Raw genomic sequence first — 19654 nt, forward strand, 5'->3', positions numbered from 1 at the left:
GCAGCTCCTTTCCCACCGCCACGGGGGTGTTATTTTTTTTTTGTAACCACCGCCCCGCTGTTTGGGGCGGTGACGACCCTCGGTCGTCACGCCCCTTCTCCCGTGTCGCGCGGCCCGCACCTCGGCCCGGGCCTCGCCCCGATCACTCGACGTCGAGCGACGGCCCAGACCCCCGCCTGTTCACCAGGTGATCCGACTTACCCTGGTAGACGATGCCCAGACTCGCCCGCACCACGGCCCCCGCACTGCTCGTGCTCGTGGCGTTCGCGTCCCTCCTCGCCGCCCTGAAGTTCGGCGGGGCGGCCGACGCGCCCCTCGTCGTCGACCCCGGCGAGGTCGTCCGCTACGGCCTGCCGATGGCCAAGATGCTGGGCAACGTCGGAGCGGCGCTGACCATCGGCACGCTCTTCCTGACCTGCTTCGCCCTGAGCAAGCGCGAGAGCGAGTACGACCGCGCCATGGACGTCGCGGCCGCCGCCGCCGGCTTCTGGGCGGTCGCCTCGGCGGTCACCACGTTCTTCACGTTCCTCAGCGTCGCCAACGTGCCGGTCACCTTCGACGACCAGTTCGGGCGCACGCTCGCGTTCTTCCTGACGAACACCGAGCTCGGCACCGCCTGGCTCGTCACCACGCTCGTCGCGGCGACCGTGACCGTGCTCTGCTTCGTCGTCCGCAACATCTGGCTGGTCGTCGCCGTGACCGTGCTCGCCGCCGGCGGGCTGATCCCCATCGCCGAGCAGGGCCACGCGGCCGGCACGAGCGGCCACGACGCCGCCGTCACCGACCTCGCCCTGCACCTCGTCGGCGCCTCGGTCTGGCTGGGCGGCCTGCTCGCCATCGTGCTGCTGCGCGGCCACCTCTCGAGCGGGCGCCTGGCGATCGTGCTCGCGCGCTACTCGAGCGTGGCGATCGTCTGCTTCGTGGTCGTCGCGGTCTCGGGCATCGGCAGCGCCGCGATCCGCATCGGCGACTGGTCGGCCCTCACGTCGGGCTACGGCGTGCTCGTGCTGGTCAAGACGTTCGCGCTCGTCGCCCTGGGTCTGTTCGGCGTGGTGCAGCGACGCTGGCTCGTCGGTCGCCTCGCGACCCACCCCAAGGCCACCGCGAAGCCGTTCTGGTGGTTCGTCACCGCCGAGCTCGCGTTCATGGGCCTGGCGTCGGGCGTCGCGGCCGCGCTGGCCCGCACGGCCACGCCGGTCGAGCAGGTCGCCGCCACCGACCTGGCCGACCCGACGCCCGCGGTGATCCTCACCGAAGAGGCGCTCCCGCCCGAGCTGACGCCGCTGCGCTACCTCACCGAGTGGAACGTCGACCTGCTCTGGGGCCTGCTCTGCGCCTTCGGCGTCTTCTTCTACCTGGCCGGCGTCGTGCGCCTGCACCGCCGCGGCGACCGGTGGCCGATCGGGCGCACGGTCTCGTGGGTGGCCGGCCTCGCCGTGCTGTTCTACATCACCTGCGGCGCCCCGAACGTCTACGAGGAGTACCTGTTCAGCACCCACATGCTCGCGCACATGGCGCTCGGCATGCTGGTCCCCGTGCTGCTCGTGCCGGGTGCGCCGGTGACGCTCGCACTGCGCACCATCAAGAAGCGCACCGACGGCACGCGCGGCGGCCGCGAGTGGATCATGATCCTGGTGCACTCGCGGGCGGCGACCGTGGTCAGCAACCCGATCGTCTCGGCCGTGCTGTTCGCCGGCTCGCTCTGGGCGTTCTACTACACGCCCCTGTTCAGCTGGGCGACGACCACCCACGTCGGCCACTACTGGATGATCGTGCACTTCGTCATCACCGGCTACCTCTTCGTGCAGTCGATGATCGGCATCGACCCGGTCAAGGGTCGGCTGCCCTACCCCGCACGGCTCGTCGTGCTGCTCGCGACCATGGCGTTCCACGCGTTCTTCGGCCTGGGCATCATGAGCGCGTCCGGCCTCTTCCTGGCCGACTGGTACGGCGCCATGGGTCGCACCTGGGGCGCGACGCCGATGCAGGACCAGTACGTCGCCGGCGGCATCGCCTGGAGCGTGGGCGAGATCCCCACGATCATCATGGCGATCGCGGTCGCGATCATGTGGCAGCGCAGCGACGGCCGCGAGGCGGTGCGCAAGGACCGCCAGGCCGACCGCGACGACGACGCCGAGCTCAGGGCGTACAACGAGCAGCTCGAGGCGCTGTCGCACCAGCGCGAGCGCACCCGCTGACGCGCTGACCCCGGCCCGCGCCCGGGGTGCGGGGCGCAGCGCACCGCGTTCCGTGCACGGCACCGCGACTAGTCGGGGTGCCGTGCACGAAACGCGGCGTGGTGCGAGCCGGGTGGGTGCGGGGTGGGTGCGGGGCCGAGGAGGCGCGGGTCGGGCTACGCAAGCATCTCGCGCACCAGCGGCACGACCTTCGTGCCGTACAGCTCGATGCTGCGCATCATGAGCTCGTGCGGCAGGCGCCCCATGCTGTACCGCATGTCGAAGCGCGTCGCGCCGAGCAGGCGCATGTTCTGCGCGATCTTCGTCGCGACGGTCTCGGGCGAGCCCACGTAGAGCGCCCCGGTCGAGCTGGCGCTGGCCTCGTACTGCGCGCGGCTGTAGGGGGGCCAGCCGCGTTCGCGACCGAGCTGGTTCGTCTGCTCCTCTTGGTACGGGAACAGCGCCTCCTTGGCTTCCGCGTCGGTCTCGGCCACGAAACCGGGCGAGTGCATCGCGATCGGCTGCGACTCGTGGCCGAACTCGCCGAGCGCGCGGCGGTAGAGGTCGGCGTAGGGCGCGAACTGGGCGGGCTGCCCGCCGATGATCGCGAGGAAGAGCGGGAACCCGTAGTGCGCCGCGCGGATGACCGACTGCGGCGACCCGCCCACGCCGACCCAGGTGCGGATCGAGCCGCCCTCGGTCTTCGGGTACACCTCTTGCGCGTCGAGGCCGGCGCGCACGGTGCCCGACCAGGTGGTCGGGCCTTCCTTCAGCAGCTCGGCGAAGAGCTGGATCTTCTCCTCGAAGAGCACCTCGTAGTCCTGCAGGTCGAGGCCGAAGAGCGGGAACGACTCGGTGAACGAGCCGCGGCCCAGGATGACCTCGGCGCGGCCGTTCGAGACGGCGTCGACCGTGGCGAAGCGCTGGAAGACACGCACGGGGTCGTCCGAGCTGAGCACCGTGACGGCCGAACCCATGCGGATGGTCTCGGTGCGGGCGGCGATCGCGGCGAGGACGACCTCGGGGGCCGAGACGGCGAAGTCCTTGCGGTGGTGCTCGCCGACGCCGATGAAGTCGAGGCCGACCCGGTCGGCGAGGACGGCCTGCTCGACCAGGTTGCGGATGGCCTCGGCGTGCGTGACCGGGCTGCCGTCGAGGCGGTCGGTGATGTCGCCGAAGGTGTCGAGGCCGAACTCGAGGGGGTGTGCCATGCGGGTGATCTCCTGATTCATACGTTTGCATCATTCTAGCCGGTCGAGAGCGGCAGCGGGAGGGGGCGACGGGGTCGCGGGTCGACCCCCTTGACCGGGGGGTGTCGGGTCGGATAGACAGGACTCGCATGACAACGCTGTCATCGACGACACGCGTCGCTCGTCGTGCATCGCGAGTCGCCCCGACCGGGCGACCGCACCCGAGATCACGGGATCGAACCCCAGGAGAGTGACGATGGCGTCAGGTCGTGTCCAGGTCATCCGGCAGCGCGGGGGCGCACGCTGGGTCGCACGAGCGAGACGGGCGGGGGTGATGACGACGGCGACGGCACTGGCCCTGACGGGCACGCTCGTGGCGGCGGGCCCCACGAACGCGGCCGACGGCGGCGGCGACGCCGACACCCGCCGGGCCGTGGCCGCCGGCAGCGACTGGCGCACGAGCTTCGAGGCCGCCGACGCGCAGCCGCTGGCCAGCACGCCCTTCGGCGAGCCGGTCAACGTCACCGGTTCGACCGGCTTCGCGCCCGGCAGCCTGCTCGGTCACGTCACCGACGTCTCGGCCAGCGCCGAGAACGGCCCGGGCGAGGTCGCGGTCAACCTGTCGGACGGCAACCCGGCGAGCAAGTGGCTGGCCTTCGAGCCCACCGCCCGCATCACGTACCTGCTCGACTCGCCGCAGACCGCGGCGACCTGGTCGCTGACGAGCGCGAACGACGCCCCCACCCGCGACCCCCGCGACGTGACCCTGCTCGGCTCGACCGACGGCGGCGCGACCTGGACGACGGTCGACCAGCGGGCCGGCACCGCCTTCGCCGGACGCGGCACGACCGTCGACTTCGCCGTCCCCGCGCCGGCCGCCTACGACGCGTACCGGCTCGACATCACGGCCAACGGCGGGGCCGGCCTGACCCAGCTCGCCGACTGGACGCTGAACGACGGGACCGACGCCGCGCCTCCTGCCGGTCCGATGGTGACCGTCGTGGGCTCGGGCCCGGTCAGCGGCCCGAACATGAAGCCGGGCGCCGGCTTCAGCGGCACGAAGTCGCTGCGCTACGCGGGCGAGCACACCGCCGCCGGGCCCGCCTCGGCCAGCAACGTGCTCTACGACGGCCTCGACCTGGCCATCGGCGAGAGCAGCGAGTTCTCGTACAAGGTCTTCCCCGAGCTGGGCGGAGACCTGCAGTACCCGGCGACCTACGCGGCCGTCGACCTCGTGCTCTCGGACGGCTCGCGCGTCAGCGCCGCCGACGGCGTCGTCGACGCCCACGGCGAGGGCGTCTCGGCCGCCGCCCAGGGGTCGTCGAAGATCCTCTACGCCGACCAGTGGAACTCGGTGCGCATCCCCCTCGGCGACCTCGCCGGGAAGACCGTCGAGTCGGTCGTCTTCACCTACGACAACGCCGGAGGCACCGCCGACACGCGCTTCCAGGGCTGGATCGACGACCTCGACCTCGACCCGGCACCCGCCCGGGTGGACGGGTCGAGCCTGGTGGACCACGTCGACACGCGCCGCGGCACGAACTCGACGGGCAGCTTCAGCAGGGGCAATAACATCCCGGCGGCGACGGTGCCGAACGGCTTCAACTTCTGGACGCCGATGACGAACGCGTCGAGCCAGACCTGGCTCTACGACTACGCCCGCGGCAACGACGCGTCGAACCTGCCCACCCTGCAGGGCATCGGCGTCTCGCACGAGCCGAGCCCGTGGATGGGCGACCGCAACCAGCTCGCGATCCTGCCCTCGACGACGGCCGCCGGGGCCGGAGGCGCGGGCGCGCCGGACGCGACGCTCACCACCCGTGCCCTGTCGTTCGACCACGGCGACGAGATCGCCCGACCCGACCTCTACGCCGTGCAGACCACCAGCGGGCTCGAGGCCGCCGTCACCCCGACCGACCACGGCGCCGTGATGCGCTTCGCGTTCCCCGAGACCGCCGGCACCGACCCGGCGAGCGCCGCCCGCACGGGCAGCGTCATCGTCGACCGCGTGGCCGGAACGTCCGGCCTGGTCGTCTCGGCCGACGGCACGGTCAGCGGGTGGGTCGAGGGCGGCTCTGGCCTGTCGACGGGCGCGACGCGCATGTTCGTCAGCGGCACGTTCGACCGCACGCCCACCTCGGTGGGCCTGCCGGCCGGTGACCGCGACGGCGCGCAGTACGCGTCGTTCGACGCCTCGGCGACCAGCGCCTCCGGAAGCCCCGCCGGCGTCGTCGAGCTGCGGCTCGCGACGTCGTTCATCTCGCTCGAGCAGGCGACCCGCAACCTCGACCTCGAGGTCACCGGGCGCAGCTTCGACGAGGTGCAGGCCGACGCCGCCCGCCAGTGGGACGACCGGCTCGGCGTCGTCACCGTGAAGGGGGCCCGCGACGACCAGCTCGCGACCCTGTACGGCAGCCTCTACCGGCTGAACATGTACCCGAACTCGCAGTTCGAGAACACCGGCACGGCCGCGGCGCCCGACTACCGCTACGCCAGCCCCGTGGCACCGGTGCAGGGCACCGCGACCGACACGACCACGAACGCGCAGGTGAAGAGCGGCAAGGTCTACGTCAACAACGGCTTCTGGGACACCTACCGCACCGTGTGGCCCGCCTACTCGATGCTCTACCCCGACGTCGCGAGCGACCTCATGGACGGCTTCGTGCAGATGTACCGCGACTCGGGCTGGATCGCCCGCTGGTCGAGCCCCGGCTACGCCGACCTGATGACGGGCACGAGCTCGGACGTCGCGTTCGCCGACGCCTACGTCAAGGGCGCGGTCGACGGCCCTCTCGCGCTCGAGGCCTACGACGCCGCGTTGAAGAACGCGTCGGTCCAGCCGACCGAGAGCGGCGTGGGGCGCAAGGGCCTCGACCAGTCGCTCTTCCTCGGCTACACGCCGGCCACGACGGGCGAGAGCGTCTCGTGGGGGCTCGAGGGCCACATCAACGACTTCGGGCTCGGGCAGATGGCGGCGAAGCTCGCCGACGACCCCGCCACCCCGGAGACGCGGCGTGCGCAGCTGAAGGAGGAGTCGGCCTGGCTGCTCGACCGCGCCCGCGAGTACGGGTCGCTGTTCGACCCGTCGATCGGCTTCTTCCAGGCCCGCAACGCCGACGGCACGTTCCAGCAGGCCGCGGACGCCTACGACCCCGAGTCGTGGGGCGGCGCCTACACCGAGACGAACGGCTGGAACTTCGCCTTCCACGCGCCGTTCGACGTCGCCGGGCTCGCCGCGCTGTACGGCGGCTCGGACGGCCTCGACGCCAAGCTCGCCGAGTTCTACGGCACCCCCGAGGAGGCGGACAAGCCCGGCGGCTACGGCGGCGTGATCCACGAGATGGTGGAGGCGCGCGACGTGCGCATCGGTCAGCTCGGCATGAGCAACCAGGTGTCGCACCACATCCCCTACATCTCGGCCGCCAACGGCGACCCGGCGACGACCCAGCGGGTGGTGCGCGAGATCACGCAGCGCCTGTTCGTCGGCAGCGACATCGGCCAGGGCTACCCCGGCGACGAGGACAACGGCGAGATGTCGTCGTGGTTCGTGTTCTCGGCGCTCGGTTTCTACCCGCTCGCCATGGGCACCGACTCGTACACGATCGGTTCGCCGCTCTTCGACGAGGCGACGTTGCACCTCGCGTCGGGCGGGACGTTCACGGTGCGTGCCGAGGGCAACTCGAACGACGCCGTCTACGTGCAGTCGGCCCGCCTGAACGGTGAGGCGATCGACACCGCCTCGCTGTCGCAGGCGGCCGTCGCCGCCGGCGGGACGCTCGACCTCACCATGGGCACGACGCCGAGCACGTGGGCGGCGCACGCCCCCGAGCCGGTCGACGTGCCCACGCCGCTGGTCGACGCCACGACGCCCGGCCAGGGCGTGCTGACCTCGAGCGACGGCACCACGCTCGACCGCCTGGTCGACGACTCGGCGGTCACGCCCGTGACGTTCGACCTGCCGGACGCCGCCGTCACCTGGCGGTCGGCCTCGGGGCCGGTCACGGTCTCGCGCTACACGCTGACGAACGGGCCGACCGGCTCGGCGGCACCCACCGGGTGGACGCTCGAGGGCTCGACGGACGGCACCACCTGGCTGCCGCTCGACGAGCGCACCGGGCAGACCTTCCCGTCGGCGCTGCAGACCCGGCCGTTCACCGTCACCGACCCGCGTCCGTTCAGTTGGTACCGGATCTCGACGACCGGCACCACCGACGGCCGGGCGGCGACGCTGTCCGAGCTCGAGCTGATGGCCGACACCACGGCGACCGGCGGGGAGTTCACCCTCAACGGCAAGCCGGGGCTGAGCATCGAGGCGGGGACCGCGTTCGCGGGCTCCGTGGCGACGGTGACCAGCGCCTCCTCGTCCGGGACGACCGTGCCCGAGGGGCTCGTGGCGACGGTCGACTGGCTCGACGGCCGGGGGCCGCAGGCGGCGACGCTCACCGCGACGGCGCTCGGCGGCTGGGACGTCGAGGCACCCGCGACGACCTTCGACGCACCGGGCACCTACACGGCCATCGTCACCGCGACCGACGGCACCGACTCGGCCAGCACGACGGTCGACCTCGCGGTCACCCGGACCGCCCCCACCCTCGTGGGCGCGTTCGACAGCGTCTGCCTCGGCGAACCGGGCCAGGCCGCGAACTGCGACTACCTGCAGAACGGGTTCTCCCGTCCGTCGCTGGCCGACGCCGGCTTCGTGCAGGGGACCACGGTCGCCGTGCCCGGCACCGCGCTCGACTTCGACCTGCCGGCGATCCCGGCGGGCGAGCCCGACAACGCGACCGGCGCCGGCCAGGTGCTGCCCCTGCACCTCGGCGACGACGTGACGCAGCTGTCGGTGATCGGCACCGCGAACGAGCGGGCGCAACAGACGGTCGGCACGCTCACCTTCGACGACGGCAGCACCCAGCCGTTCCCGATCGAGTTCGGCGACTGGACGGCGGGCGTCACCACGCCGGCCTTCGGCAACGTGGTCGTCGCGACCTCGCAGGGGCGGACGAACGGGGCGAACGGCTCGGACGGCGCCGTCGCCGGGGTCTACGCCACGGCACCGGTCACCCTGCCCGTGGGCAAGACGGCCGTGTCGCTGACGCTGCCGGTGCAGACGGGCGACCCCCGGGCCGCCGGACGCATCCACGTGTTCGCGCTGGCGACGGACGGGACGCGCCTCGCGCCTCCGGCCGACCTCGCGGTGACCGGCAGCTCGGCGGGACTCTCGGGCACCGCGGGCACCGAGGTCTCGGGTGCGCTGGCCACGGTGACCGGCGGGGCGGACGGCGTCGACGCCGTGCCGGCCGACGGCACCGTGACCGCGACCGTCAACTGGGGCGACGGCACGGCCGTCACCCCGGGCACGGTCTCGGGCGGCGTCGTCTCGGGGACACACGCCTACGCGCTGCCGGGCAGCTACGCCGTCACGGTCACGGCCGACGACGGACGCTCGAGCGCGGCGGGCACGACGACCGTCGCGGTCGCGGCGGCTCCGGTCGACCCGGGGCCCGGGACGGGCGAGCCCGGCACGCCCGGCGAGCCCGGTGATCCGGTCGTCTACGCGCCCTCGCTGCGGGTGCTGGCCGGGTCCGCGACGCGCGGCACGGTCGTGCCGGTCGACGGCGACGGGTTCGCGCCGAACGAGACGGTCGCGCTGACCCTGTTCAGCGACCCGATCGCGCTCGGCACGGTGACCGCCGACGCGGACGGCATCGTCCGCGGCTCGTTCACCGTCCCGGCCGACGCCACCACGGGCGCCCACGAGGTCGAGGCCCTGGGAGGCACGTCGCAGGTGGCCGTGCGCGTCGCGTTCGGCGTCGTCGACGTGGCGCCGGCCGACACGGGTGCGGCGCCGGTGCGACCCGGCTCGTACGACGGCGACCTCGCCTACACGGGCGGCACCGTCGGACGGCCGCTGGACGCGGGCGTGCTGGCCGGCATCCTGCTGGCCGCGGGCGCCCTCGCGCTCGGCATCGAGGCGGCCCGTCGCCGCCGCCGCTCGCTGCTCGGGGCGGACACCCTGTAGCGGCCGGGCGGCCCGCCGCCCGGCCCACGACGACGACCCTCGGCCCTCCGGCCGGGGGTCGCCGCCGGTCGGGGGCGTCGCCATGCGTGGGGCGCCGTCGTGCGTGGGGCGTCGCCGTGCGTGGGGCGTCGCCGTGTTCGGTGTCGGTCGGGGGTGGCCGTCGGTCGACGGCTCAGCGCCAGCCGACCCCCGGGCCGACCTCGCCCGAGCCGCGCGGCACGAGCGTCGTGGGGATGACGACCCGCCGGGCCGCCCGCTCACGCCCGGGCCCGGTGGGTTCGAGCGCGAGGCGCGCGGCCTCGCGTCCCATCTCGCAGGGTTCGTGCGACACGACGGTGACGCCCAGCAGGTCGGCGAGCTCGAAGTCGTCGAACCCGACGAGGGCAGGAGGCGCGGCGAGGCCCCGCAACGCCGAGAGCGCCCCGATCGTCACCCGGTTGTTGCTCGTGAAGACGGCGGTCGGCGGCTCGGGCGACGAGAGCAGGTCGCGCATGCCGCTGCGGGCCGACGCGGCGTCGTGGCGGTCCTCGCGCACCCACTCGCGCCAGCCGGTGACGCCCGCGGCGTCGAGCGCCTCGCCGTACCCGGTCAACCGTTCGAGGTGCGTCGACAGCCGCGAGTAGTCGCCCACGAAGCCGATCCGACGGTGGCCGTGGGCCAGGAGGTGCTCGACCGCGACCCGGGCGCCCGCGGCGCTGTCGAGCAGCACGGCGTCCGCCTGCAGGCCGACGGGCGGGCGGTCGACGAACACGACGCGCACGCCGCGCTCCTGGAGCACCGCCATGTCGACGTGGGAGGCGCGGGTCGACGCCACGACGAGCGCCCGCACCTGCCGCGACACTAGCTCGTCGACGAGCTCGCGCTCGCGTGCGCCGTCCTCGTCGGTGCTGGCGACCACCAGCTGCATGCCGTGCCCGCGGAGCTCCTGCTCGAGACCGGACGCGATCGCGGCGTAGAACGGGTTGGCGAGGTCGCCCGTGACGAAGCCGACGACCGTCGAGCGGATGCCCCGTCGCAGCATGCTCGCCGGCCCGTTGAGGCGGAAGGCGAGCCCTTCGGCCGCGCGCACCACGCGGCGGCGGGTCTCGTCCGCGACGTGCGGCTCGCCGTTCAGGGCGCGGGACGCCGTCTTGAGGCTGACCCCGGCCCGCGCGGCGACGTCGACGAGGGTCGCCGGAGGCCGCGCCCCGTCGACCACGTCCTCGCCCGTCACGGGCACAGTATGGCAGCGGCGCCTCGGGGGCCGCGGTGCACCGCGCGTGCCGCGGGGCCCGCCGCCCGGGGCGGCTCGCACCACCGTCGCGTCGTCGAACCACGCACGAGGGTGGTTCCACGACGCGAGCGTGGTGCGACCCGAGGCACGCACCCGGCTCGCGACCCGAGGGCCGTCGCGGGTCAGAGCCGGTCGAGCGGGTTCGCCGCGATCCGGACGCGCATGCCCGCGCGGATGGTCCTTGCGGCCTCGGACCCGGGCTTGCGGTGCGCCTGCGCCGAGACCAGCCCGCCGAACTCGACGCCGAAGCCGTCACGCGGCAGGCGTCCGACCAGGGCTCCGAGCAGCTCGACCGGCCAGTCGTCGCCGCCCACCCCCGACACGTCGAGGCTCGTCGCCCGCTCGAGCAGGTGCCCCTCGACGTCGAGGTCGGCCGACACCGCGGGCCACATGTGCCGCACGATCACGTCGACGAGCCTCTGCGCCCGCTCGGCCGACCAGCCCGCCCCCGACGCGAACACGCGCGCGACCTCCGCCCCGGCCCGCTCGAACGGCTCGGCGTGGCTGTCGAACGGGGCGGCGAGTCCCACGTCGTGCAGCGCCGCAGCCACGAACAGCAACTCGTGGTCGAACTGCAGCCCCTCCCGACGGCCGAGGTCGACGGCGAGCGCCGCCGACCGCCGGCTGTGCGCGAGCAGGGCCGGGCTCGACACCACCGCGGCGGCCTCGAGCGCCCGGGCGGCGACGGACGAAGGAGGCGCGAGCACCTCGTCGAGGAGGGCGGCGGTCGGTCGGGGCTCGGTCGTCATGGCAGGAACCCTACGAGTGGACAGGTCCTGCCACGAGTGGCAGTCTGGCCACCACTCGTCGACATCCCGCCACGCTCGGATGCCGCCTCGCTCGCCCGTCCCGCCACCCAGCCACCCTCGCCCGCACCGCCCCGCCGCCACACCGCCACACCGCCACGAAGTGGACACGACGCCACGAGAAGACGTGGCGCCGTGTCCACTCCGTGGCGTCGTGCGGCTCGTCCCCCCTCAGGAGCCACCATGCCCCCGTTCCGCACCGTCGCCACGATCGTCGCCGACGGCGTCGCCCCCTTCGAGTTCGGGGTGCTCTGCGAGGTGTTCGGCCTCGACCGGACCGACGAGGGCGCGCCTCCGTTCGAGCACCGCATCGTGACCGAGCGACCCGGGCTCGTGCGGACGAACCAGGGCTTCTCGATCACGGTCGACCTCGGCTTGGACGCGGCGACCGACGCCGACGTCGTCTGCGTGCCCGCCCTGTGGAACCGGACCGACCAGGCCGACGTGGTCTCGCCGGCCGTCCGCGAGCTGCTCGTCGCGGCCGAGGCGCGCGGGGCCTGGCTGCTCAGCGTCTGCAGCGGCGCCTTCGTGCTGGCCGAGGCCGGGCTGCTCGACGGCCGACGGGCGACGACGCACTGGCGGTACTCGGACGCGCTGCGGCGGGCCCACCCCGCCGTCGACGTCGACCCCGACGTGCTCTTCGTCGAGGACCGTCGCGTCATCACGAGCGCGGGCACCGCGGCCGGCATCGACGCCTGCCTGCACCTGGTCCGACGCGAGCACGGAGCCGCCGCGGCGAACGTGATCGCCCGACGGATGGTCGTGCCGCCGCACCGCGACGGCGGCCAGAGCCAGTTCGTCAAGACGCCCCTGCCGGTCGAGGTCGACGACTCGCTCGCGCCGCTGACGGACTGGATGCTCGGACACCTCCGCGACGACCTGAGCATCGAGGGGTTGGCCGCGAGGGCGCACATGTCGCCGCGCACGTTCGCCCGGCGGTTCAAGGCCGAGCTGGGGGCGACGCCCGGGGCGTGGCTCACCCGCCAGCGCCTCCTGCGGTCGCAGGAGCTGCTCGAGGCGACGGGCCTCGGCATCGACGCGATCGCCGACGAGGCCGGCTTCGGCTCGGCGGCCGTCCTGCGGCACCACTTCGCCCGCGTGCTCGGCACGACGCCGCGCGCCTACCGCGCGACCTTCGGTGGCGTCGACGTGCTCGACCTCGAGCGGACGGGTGCCGCCACGGCGTGAACGGGACCGTCCCCGACGGGCCGACCCGCGCCTCCTACTCGAACGTCAGCTCGTCGGCCGTGCTGATGCGCATGAGGTACGTGACGGTGAACGGGACGTCCTCGTCGATCGTGTACCGCTTGCCGTCGAAGAGGGACTGGGCGCCCACGACGAGGTGGGCGGTGCCGGCCGCGCCGGGCACCTGCCACTGCCCGGACGGACCGGGCACGATCGAGACGACGGGGTGCACGGGAACCGTCCACGTCGGGTCGTCGGTGACCCGGTCGTCGACCTGCCGGCCGAACGGACAGCCGGCGGGCAACAGCACCTGCTGCGTCACGCACTGCTCGTCGAGCTGGCGGTCGACCATGTCTTGCACGGCCTCGACGAACGCGGCCCGTGGCTGGACCTCGACCGCGACGCCCGAGGTGGCCCCGACGGAGACGACGTCGGCCTCGACGGTCGGCGCCTCGAGGTACTCGGACGAGTGGCCCAGCTCGAACCGCGACGGGGCGAGCACCGTGAAGCGGGTCGCGACGTCGGGGGCGTCGGTCGTGACCTCGCGGCCGTCGACCGTGAAGCGGGCGTCGTGCTGCGGCGTCACGTCGAGCGAGGCGGTCGGCGCCTGCACGAAGCGCCACGCGTGGAACAGCCCGAACCGGGTGCCCGCCCGCTGCACGACGAACTGGGACTGCGCCGGCGCCTCGGCGGTGGCCGACGTGCCCCGCATCGAGTACGACAGCGTGATCGCGTGGACGTCGTCACCGAGGTCGACGTCGCCCACCTCGGTCACGTCGTCGACGCCGCCGAGCGAGGGCACCTCGAGCAACGAGTCGGCCAGCTGGTCGGTCGGCGTGACGCCCGCGAGGGTCAACGCGCTCGACGTGTCGCCCCGGTCGACCGCCGCCACGTAGCCGCGGGCGAACCCGGCGGCGCTGTAGACGGTCGCGTTCAGGGCCACGACCGTGACCCAGAAACCGATCAGCACGAAGAGCAGCGCCCCGCCCCAGATGGCGACGAACGGCCAGCCGAGCGACGGGCGCGTCCCCTCCCCCACAGACGACGACATGACGACAACAATAGGAGGCGCGGGTCACGGGGAGCCGAGCGTCGCCTCGGTCGCGGGTAGATTGGTGCCCTCCCCACCCCCTGTCGAAAGGTGCTCGTCGTCGTGAGCGTGGCCCTCTCCGCCGAACAGCAGGCACTGTACGACGCGATCGAGAACACCCGCGAGCACATCTTCGTCACGGGTCGGGCGGGGACGGGCAAGTCGACGCTGCTGAACCACCTGTCGTGGAACACCTCGAAGCAGATCGTCATCTGCGCCCCCACCGGCGTCGCGGCGCTCAACGTCGGCGGCCAGACGATCCACTCGCTGTTCCGCCTCTCGGTCGGGTTGATCGCCGACCACGACATCGAGCAGAACGCCGAGCTGCGCAAGCTGCTCAACACCATCGACACCCTGGTCATCGACGAGGTCTCGATGGTCAACGCCGACCTGATGGACGCGATCGACCGCTCGCTCCGCCAGGCCCGGCAGCGCAAGCACGAGCCGTTCGGCGGCGTGCAGGTGGTGCTGTTCGGCGACCCGTACCAGCTGCCGCCGGTGCCGGGCGACGCCGAAGAACGCGAGTACTTCCGCGACAACTACCGGTCGATGTGGTTCTTCGACGCCAAGGTGTGGGCCGAGGCGAGCCTGCGCATCTACGAGCTGGCGTTCATCCACCGGCAGACCGAGGGCGACTTCAAAGAGATGCTCAACGCCGTGCGGCACGGCCGCGTCACGGCCGAGATCGCGGGTGCGCTGAACGCCGCGGGTGCTCGACCGGTGCCGACCGACGGCGGGGCCATCACGCTCGCCACCCGCAACGACACCGTCAACCGCATCAACAAGGTCGAGCTCGACCGCCTGTCGGGCAAGGTGATGACGGCCAAGGCCGAGGTCAGCGGCGAGTTCGGCGGTCGGGCCTACCCGGCCGACGAGGCGCTCGAGCTCAAGGTCGGGGCGCGGGTGATGTTCCTGCGCAACGACTCCGAGCAGCGCTGGGTGAACGGCACCACGGGCGTGGTCACCCGGGTGCGCGACACCGTCTTCGTCGAGGTCGACGGCGAGGTGCACGAGGTGCAACCCGTCGTGTGGGAGAAGCACAAGTACTCGTACTCGGCGACCACCAAGCAGCTCAAGAAAGACGTCGTGGCCGAGTTCACGCAGTTCCCGCTGCGCCTCGCCTGGGCCGTGACGATCCACAAGTCGCAGGGCAAGACCTACGACCGGGCCGTCGTCGACCTCGGCTCGCGGGTGTTCAGCGCCGGGCAGACCTACGTCGCCCTGAGTCGCATCACCTCGCTCGACGGCCTCTACCTCTCGCGCCCGCTGCGCCCCGCCGACATCATCGTCGACCTCGACGTCCGCCGGTTCATGAGCGAGGCGTCGCGCGTGCCCGCGATCCGGGCCGCCGCGGACGCCCGCGGTGGCGGCGACGCAGCCCACGCGAGCGAGCAGAGCGCGAGCGCGAACGACCGCACGGCCGCCGCGGGCTGAGCGCACGACCGGCGCGGGCGACCGTCCTGTCGGCGCGAAGGGCCGCACGGCCGCCGTGGGCTGAGCGCCGGGCCCGCGCCTCGGGTCAGGCGGCGGCCTTCGCGGCGGCGAGGTCGGCGAACAGCTCGGTGCTGAACCGGTAGGCGGCGCAGACCTCGTCGAGCACGCGCTCGCGCTCGGCGGCGGACCACGCGACGGCGTCGAGCTGACGGCGGTAGGTCGTCTTGAACGACTTCGGCTCGGCGATCTCGGCGAACAGGAAGAACCCGACGCCGTTGGTGTCGAACCCGAACCGACGCTGCAGGATGCTGCGGATGAGGTGCCCACCCGACAGGTCGCCGAGGCACCGCGTGTAGTGGTGGGCGATGAAGCCGCCGGCCCAGCTCGACGCCCGCTCGATGCGGTCGACGTAGGCGCGGGTCGTCGGCAGCGGCGACACGAGTGCCCGCCAGTCGTCGCCGAGCAAGAACGCCAGGTCGGCCTCGATGGCCGGCAGCCGGGTCAAGCCCGGAGCGAGGAACGGTGCCACGACCGGGTCGCCCGACCACCGCTCGGCGGCGTCCTCGAGTGCGGAGTAGACGAAGAAGTGCTGGGCCAACAGCTGCACGTAGTCGTCGCGCGTGCCGCGGCCGATCAGCAGGTCGGTCATGAACGAGCAGCCGACGTCGGCCGGCACGCGCTCGGCCGTGCGCTCGCGTACCGCCTCGGAGAAGGGGATGACGACGGTCATGGTGCGCACCTCCTGGGTGACCTCGGTTAGGTGACCCTAACCATAGTCACGGAGGCGCGGTGCCGGTAGCCCCCCGGCGACGATCCCGGCGGACCTGCAGGTGACCCGCACGCCCCGGACGGCATGCCGACTGCGAGTCACCCCGTCATCCGGCGCAAACACCCTGCCTAGGCGGATCGCTCAGCGCCGCTCCGCGGGGTGTGGCACGGGTGCACGTCGCCCCACCCCCACGACCGGCGCAAACACCCTGCCTAGTCAAATCGCTCGTCGCCGCTTCGCGGGGTGCAGCACGTGCGCACGTCGCCCCACCCCCACGACCGGCGCAAACACCCTGCCTAGGCAAATCGCTCAGCGCCGCTTCGCGGGGTGCGGGTGCGGGGCGCGGGGTGCGGGGCGCGGGGTGCGGGGCGCGGGGTGCGGGGTGCGGGGCGCGGGGTGCGGGGTGCGGGGCGCGGGGTGCGGGGCGCGGGGTGCGGGGTGCGGGGCGCGGGGTGCGGGGCGCGGGGTGCGGGGTGCGGGGTGCGGCCTCAGCGGCGGCGGCGCTCGGCGCCCGCGGCCGTCGCGAGCAGCAGCAGGCCACCGACGAGGTGCGTGACGTTGTCGCCGAGGTTGAAGGCCAGGAAGTTCACGTCGGTGCCCTCGAGGAAGAACCCCGCGACGCCGAACACGACGAAGATCAGGCCGACCCACGTGTTGATGTAGCGGGCGCTCGCCCGCGACGACGCCCCCGCGATGATCAGGGCGGCACCCGCCAGCACCCAGACGACGACCAGCGCCGGGTTGAGGTTCCAGACGAACCAGAGCGACGCGCCCCGCGTCGAGAAGAACGTGCCCATGTCCTCGACCAGGAACCCGATGGCACCGAGCAGCAGGAAGACCGTGCCGACGAAGAGTCCGACCCCGCGGTTGGGCGACTCGCGGATCGTCGGCTCGTAGGGGGCCGGGGTCGCGGTGGTCGTGGTGCCGTGGGTGCTGCTCATGGTGAGGGTGCCTCTCGTCAGGTCGTCGGCATCCAGTATGCCCGCCGCGCCCGGCGGCCCGCCCGGCCCGCCGCCCACCGGCGCCCGCACCCGGCCAGGCACCCGCACCCGCACCCGTCCAGCCGCCCGCGCCCGGCCCGCCGCCCGCGCCCCGCGACCGCCCGGCTGGCATGATCGTCCCCATGACCCCGACGCCCCTCCGCCTGGTCGTGGCGGTCAACCCCGGTGCCTCCGCCGGTGGCCGATCCGGCCGAGGGGGCAAGGTGCTCGACGACCTGAGGGCCGCCGGCCACACGGTGGTCCCGCTCACCGAGACGACCTACGACGACCTGGTCGCGGCCGCCCGTCGCGAGCTCGACCGCGAACGGCCCGACGCACTCGTCGTGGTCGGCGGCGACGGCATGGTCAACCTCGGGGCGAACCTCGTCGCCGGGACGGACGTGCCGCTGGGGCTCGTGCCGACGGGCACCGGCAACGACACGGCCCGGTCCTTCGGGCTGCCCCACGACGACTCCGAGGCGGCCACGCGCCTCCTGCTCCGCCTGCTCGAGGGCGAGCCGACGACCATCGACGCCGGGCGCGTGCTGCAGGCCGACGGTCGGGCGACCTGGTTCGCCTGCATGGTCTCGGCCGGTTTCGACGCGGTCGTCAACGAGCGGGCCAACCGCCTGAGCTGGCCGAAGGGACGTCGTCGCTACGACGTCGCACTCGCGATCGAGCTGGTGCGCCTGCCGAGGATCTCGTACCGACTCGAGCTCGACGGCGTCGCCTCGACCGTCGAGGGCACCCTGATCTCCGTCGGCAACGGCCAGTCGCTCGGGGGCGGCATGAAGGTCACGCCCGACGCCGTGCTCGACGACGGCCTGCTCGACGTGCTCGTGGTCGAGCGCCTGACGAGGTGGCAGTTCGTCCGGCTGTTCCCGAGCGTCTTCCGCGGCACGCACCTGAGCCACCCGGCCGTCACGGTGCACCGGGTGCGCCGCGCCGTCATCGAGGCCGACGGCGTCGCGGCCTACGCCGACGGCGAGCGCGTGGGCCCCCTGCCGGTCACGGTCGAGGTCGTGCCCGGCGCCCTGCGCGTCTACGCCGCGCTCGACGCCTGACCGGCCGTCGACGCCCGACCGGCGGGAGACCCGAGCCGGGGAGGCGCGTCGGGCGGCACGCGCGCCTCACGCCGCCGGCACGACCGACCTCAGCCGCGGTGCAGCGTCTCGCGCGGGTACTCGCCGAACCGTTGCTGGTACGCGGCCGAGAACCGGCCCAGGTGGGCGAAGGCCCAGTGCCGGGCCACGTCGGCGACCGTCGTGGAGTCCGGGGTTGCCGCGCGGAGGGCCTCGTGCACGCGTTCGAGCCGGATCTCGCGCAGGTAGGCCGTGGGCGTGGTGTCGAGGTGGCGACTGAAGGCCTGTTGCAGGCCCCGCGGGGTGAGTCCCGCCTCCTGGGCGATGTCGGCGGCCGTGATCGGCAGGTGCGCGGCCGCGTGCATGTACTCGACGGCGAGGCGGAGGCTCGCGTTGCGGGGCGCGAGCAGGGCGTCGGGCATGCGGGTCGAGGTGTGGGCGAAGGTGTCGAGCATCGCCCCGGCCGCGAGGCGCGCCATCTCGGTGCGCATGAGGTCGCTCGGTTCGCCCGAGCCGAGGTACGCGCGTCCGATCAGGCGGACGGTGGCGTGCCAGGCCTGCACGGCCACCGACGAGACGGGGGCGGCGTGGTCGAAGCGGATCGTGCCGGGCATGATGCCGTGCCGCTCGGCCGCGACCTCGTCGACGACGGCCTTGGACAGGTGCAGCAGGCTCTGGTTGACGTCCTCGGTGGTGAACTCGAACTCCCGCCCCTGCGGGAAGAGCACCGGTCGGCCGACGGCGCCCGCGACCTCGTCGCGGCCGTTGTCGACGGTGGACCGGCCGGCGAGCAGCCAGTGCACCACGTGCTCGTCGCCGGCCGAGGCCTGACCGTCGACGCGACCCATGAACATGGTCGAGCGCAACGTCATCGCGCCGTCACCGACGATCGTGTGCCGGAACGAGAAGGGCGCCTCGGTCGGGGCGACCTGGAAGCCGCGCCCGTTGTAGCCGGCCGAGAGGATCTCGACGGCTTCGTCGAGGTCGCGTCCGCGCGCGTCGAAGCGCATCTTGTCGTCCCGGGAAGCCATCTCGACGAATTGTTGCACGCACTCCAAACCCGGCACCACTCGGCCGGCGGGGGTTGACAGCATCTCGATGACATGTCTACGAGCGGGCTCGCAGCGGATCGGCCTACCGTCGGGCGCATGAGCCTCGACGACATCACCCTGACAACGATCCGCGGCGAGTCCACCACGTTCGGCGCCTACGCCGACAAGGTCGTGATGGTCGTCAACGTGGCGTCGCGCTGCGGCCTCGCGCCGCAGTACGAGAAGCTCGAGGCGCTGCAGAAGCGGTACGCCGACCAGGGCTTCACGGTGCTGGGCTTCCCCAGCAACCAGTTCTTCCAGGAGCTCTCGAGCGGCGAGGCCATCGAGGAGTACTGCTCGGCCACCTGGGGCGTGACCTTCCCGATGATGGAGAAGGTCAAGGTCAACGGCCGCGGCGAGCACCCGCTGTACACCGAGCTGAAGAAGGCGTCCGACGCCGACGGCAAGGCCGGCCGCGTCAAGTGGAACTTCGAGAAGTTCGTCGTCACGCCCGGCGGCGCCGTGCACCGCTTCCGTCCCACGACCGAGCCCGACGCCCCGGAGGTCGTCGCGGTCATCGAGGAGGCGCTGGTCGGCTGAGCGGACCGGCCACCCCGG

13 protein-coding genes are annotated in these 19654 nt (G+C 73.1%); 6 read left to right on the forward strand and 7 right to left on the reverse strand.

The genetic code is table 11. The annotated features are described in order from the left end of the window. The first annotated feature begins 212 nt into the window (after window positions 1-212). Window positions 213-2198, forward strand: a complete 1986-nt coding sequence (locus ABID81_RS13755) for a bifunctional copper resistance protein CopD/cytochrome c oxidase assembly protein (RefSeq protein WP_354595348.1) — start codon at window positions 213-215, stop codon at window positions 2196-2198. Window positions 2199-2353: 155 nt separating this feature from the next. On the opposite strand, the gene ABID81_RS13760 is transcribed toward ABID81_RS13755, so the two are convergent. Next, complete coding sequence (locus ABID81_RS13760; protein WP_354595349.1) at window positions 2354-3388, reverse strand: LLM class flavin-dependent oxidoreductase; 1035 nt, start codon at window positions 3386-3388, stop codon at window positions 2354-2356. 235 nt (window positions 3389-3623) lie between these two features. On the opposite strand from ABID81_RS13760, the gene ABID81_RS13765 reads away from it, so the two are divergent. Next, window positions 3624-9386 (forward strand): GH92 family glycosyl hydrolase, encoded by a 5763-nt coding sequence (locus ABID81_RS13765; RefSeq protein ID WP_354595350.1) that lies wholly within the window; start codon window positions 3624-3626, stop codon window positions 9384-9386. Between the two features lie 172 nt (window positions 9387-9558). Here the strand turns inward: ABID81_RS13765 and ABID81_RS13770 are convergent, their stop codons facing one another. Together ABID81_RS13770 and ABID81_RS13775 are read right to left on the reverse strand one after the other, a co-directional pair. Further along, a complete protein-coding gene (locus tag ABID81_RS13770) occupies window positions 9559-10599 on the reverse strand; it encodes a LacI family DNA-binding transcriptional regulator (RefSeq protein ID WP_354595351.1) in 1041 nt (346 codons plus the stop codon). Between the two features lie 182 nt (window positions 10600-10781). Further along, entirely contained in the window at window positions 10782-11408 is a 627-nt protein-coding gene (locus ABID81_RS13775) for an HD domain-containing protein (RefSeq protein WP_354595352.1), read from the reverse strand. A gap of 240 nt (window positions 11409-11648) precedes the next feature. Here ABID81_RS13775 and ABID81_RS13780 point away from each other — a divergent pair, with 240 nt between their 5' ends. Beyond that, entirely contained in the window at window positions 11649-12653 is a 1005-nt protein-coding gene (locus tag ABID81_RS13780) for a GlxA family transcriptional regulator (RefSeq protein WP_354595353.1), read from the forward strand. A gap of 34 nt (window positions 12654-12687) precedes the next feature. Here ABID81_RS13780 and ABID81_RS13785 read toward each other — a convergent pair whose 3' ends face one another. Beyond that, the gene (locus ABID81_RS13785) at window positions 12688-13701 is read right to left on the reverse strand and encodes a hypothetical protein (protein WP_354595354.1); all 1014 of its coding nucleotides are present in this window, start codon (window positions 13699-13701) and stop codon (window positions 12688-12690) included. A gap of 102 nt (window positions 13702-13803) precedes the next feature. Between ABID81_RS13785 and ABID81_RS13790 the strand changes: the two genes are divergently transcribed. Further along, the gene (locus tag ABID81_RS13790) at window positions 13804-15174 is read left to right on the forward strand and encodes an ATP-dependent DNA helicase (RefSeq protein WP_354595355.1); all 1371 of its coding nucleotides are present in this window, start codon (window positions 13804-13806) and stop codon (window positions 15172-15174) included. An 85-nt stretch (window positions 15175-15259) separates the two neighbouring features. Here ABID81_RS13790 and ABID81_RS13795 read toward each other — a convergent pair whose 3' ends face one another. After that, window positions 15260-15904 (reverse strand): biliverdin-producing heme oxygenase, encoded by a 645-nt coding sequence (locus ABID81_RS13795; protein WP_354595356.1) that lies wholly within the window; start codon window positions 15902-15904, stop codon window positions 15260-15262. 527 nt (window positions 15905-16431) lie between these two features. Further along, window positions 16432-16884 carry a DUF4383 domain-containing protein gene (locus ABID81_RS13800; RefSeq protein WP_354595357.1) on the reverse strand — a complete coding sequence of 151 codons (453 nt, stop codon included), beginning with the start codon at window positions 16882-16884 and terminating at the stop codon, window positions 16432-16434. 182 nt (window positions 16885-17066) lie between these two features. Here ABID81_RS13800 and ABID81_RS13805 point away from each other — a divergent pair, with 182 nt between their 5' ends. Then, window positions 17067-17987 (forward strand): diacylglycerol kinase family protein, encoded by a 921-nt coding sequence (locus ABID81_RS13805; protein ID WP_354595358.1) that lies wholly within the window; start codon window positions 17067-17069, stop codon window positions 17985-17987. Window positions 17988-18076: 89 nt separating this feature from the next. On the opposite strand, the gene ABID81_RS13810 is transcribed toward ABID81_RS13805, so the two are convergent. After that, window positions 18077-19036, reverse strand: a complete 960-nt coding sequence (locus ABID81_RS13810; protein ID WP_354595359.1) for an AraC family transcriptional regulator — start codon at window positions 19034-19036, stop codon at window positions 18077-18079. 117 nt (window positions 19037-19153) lie between these two features. Between ABID81_RS13810 and ABID81_RS13815 the strand changes: the two genes are divergently transcribed. Then, window positions 19154-19636, forward strand: coding sequence for a glutathione peroxidase (locus ABID81_RS13815; protein WP_354595360.1), 483 nt, complete (start codon window positions 19154-19156; stop codon window positions 19634-19636). Window positions 19637-19654: the final 18 nt, after the last annotated feature.

This window comes from Frigoribacterium sp. PvP054 (genome assembly GCF_040547465.1).
Classification (GTDB): Bacteria; Actinomycetota; Actinomycetes; order Actinomycetales; family Microbacteriaceae; genus Frigoribacterium.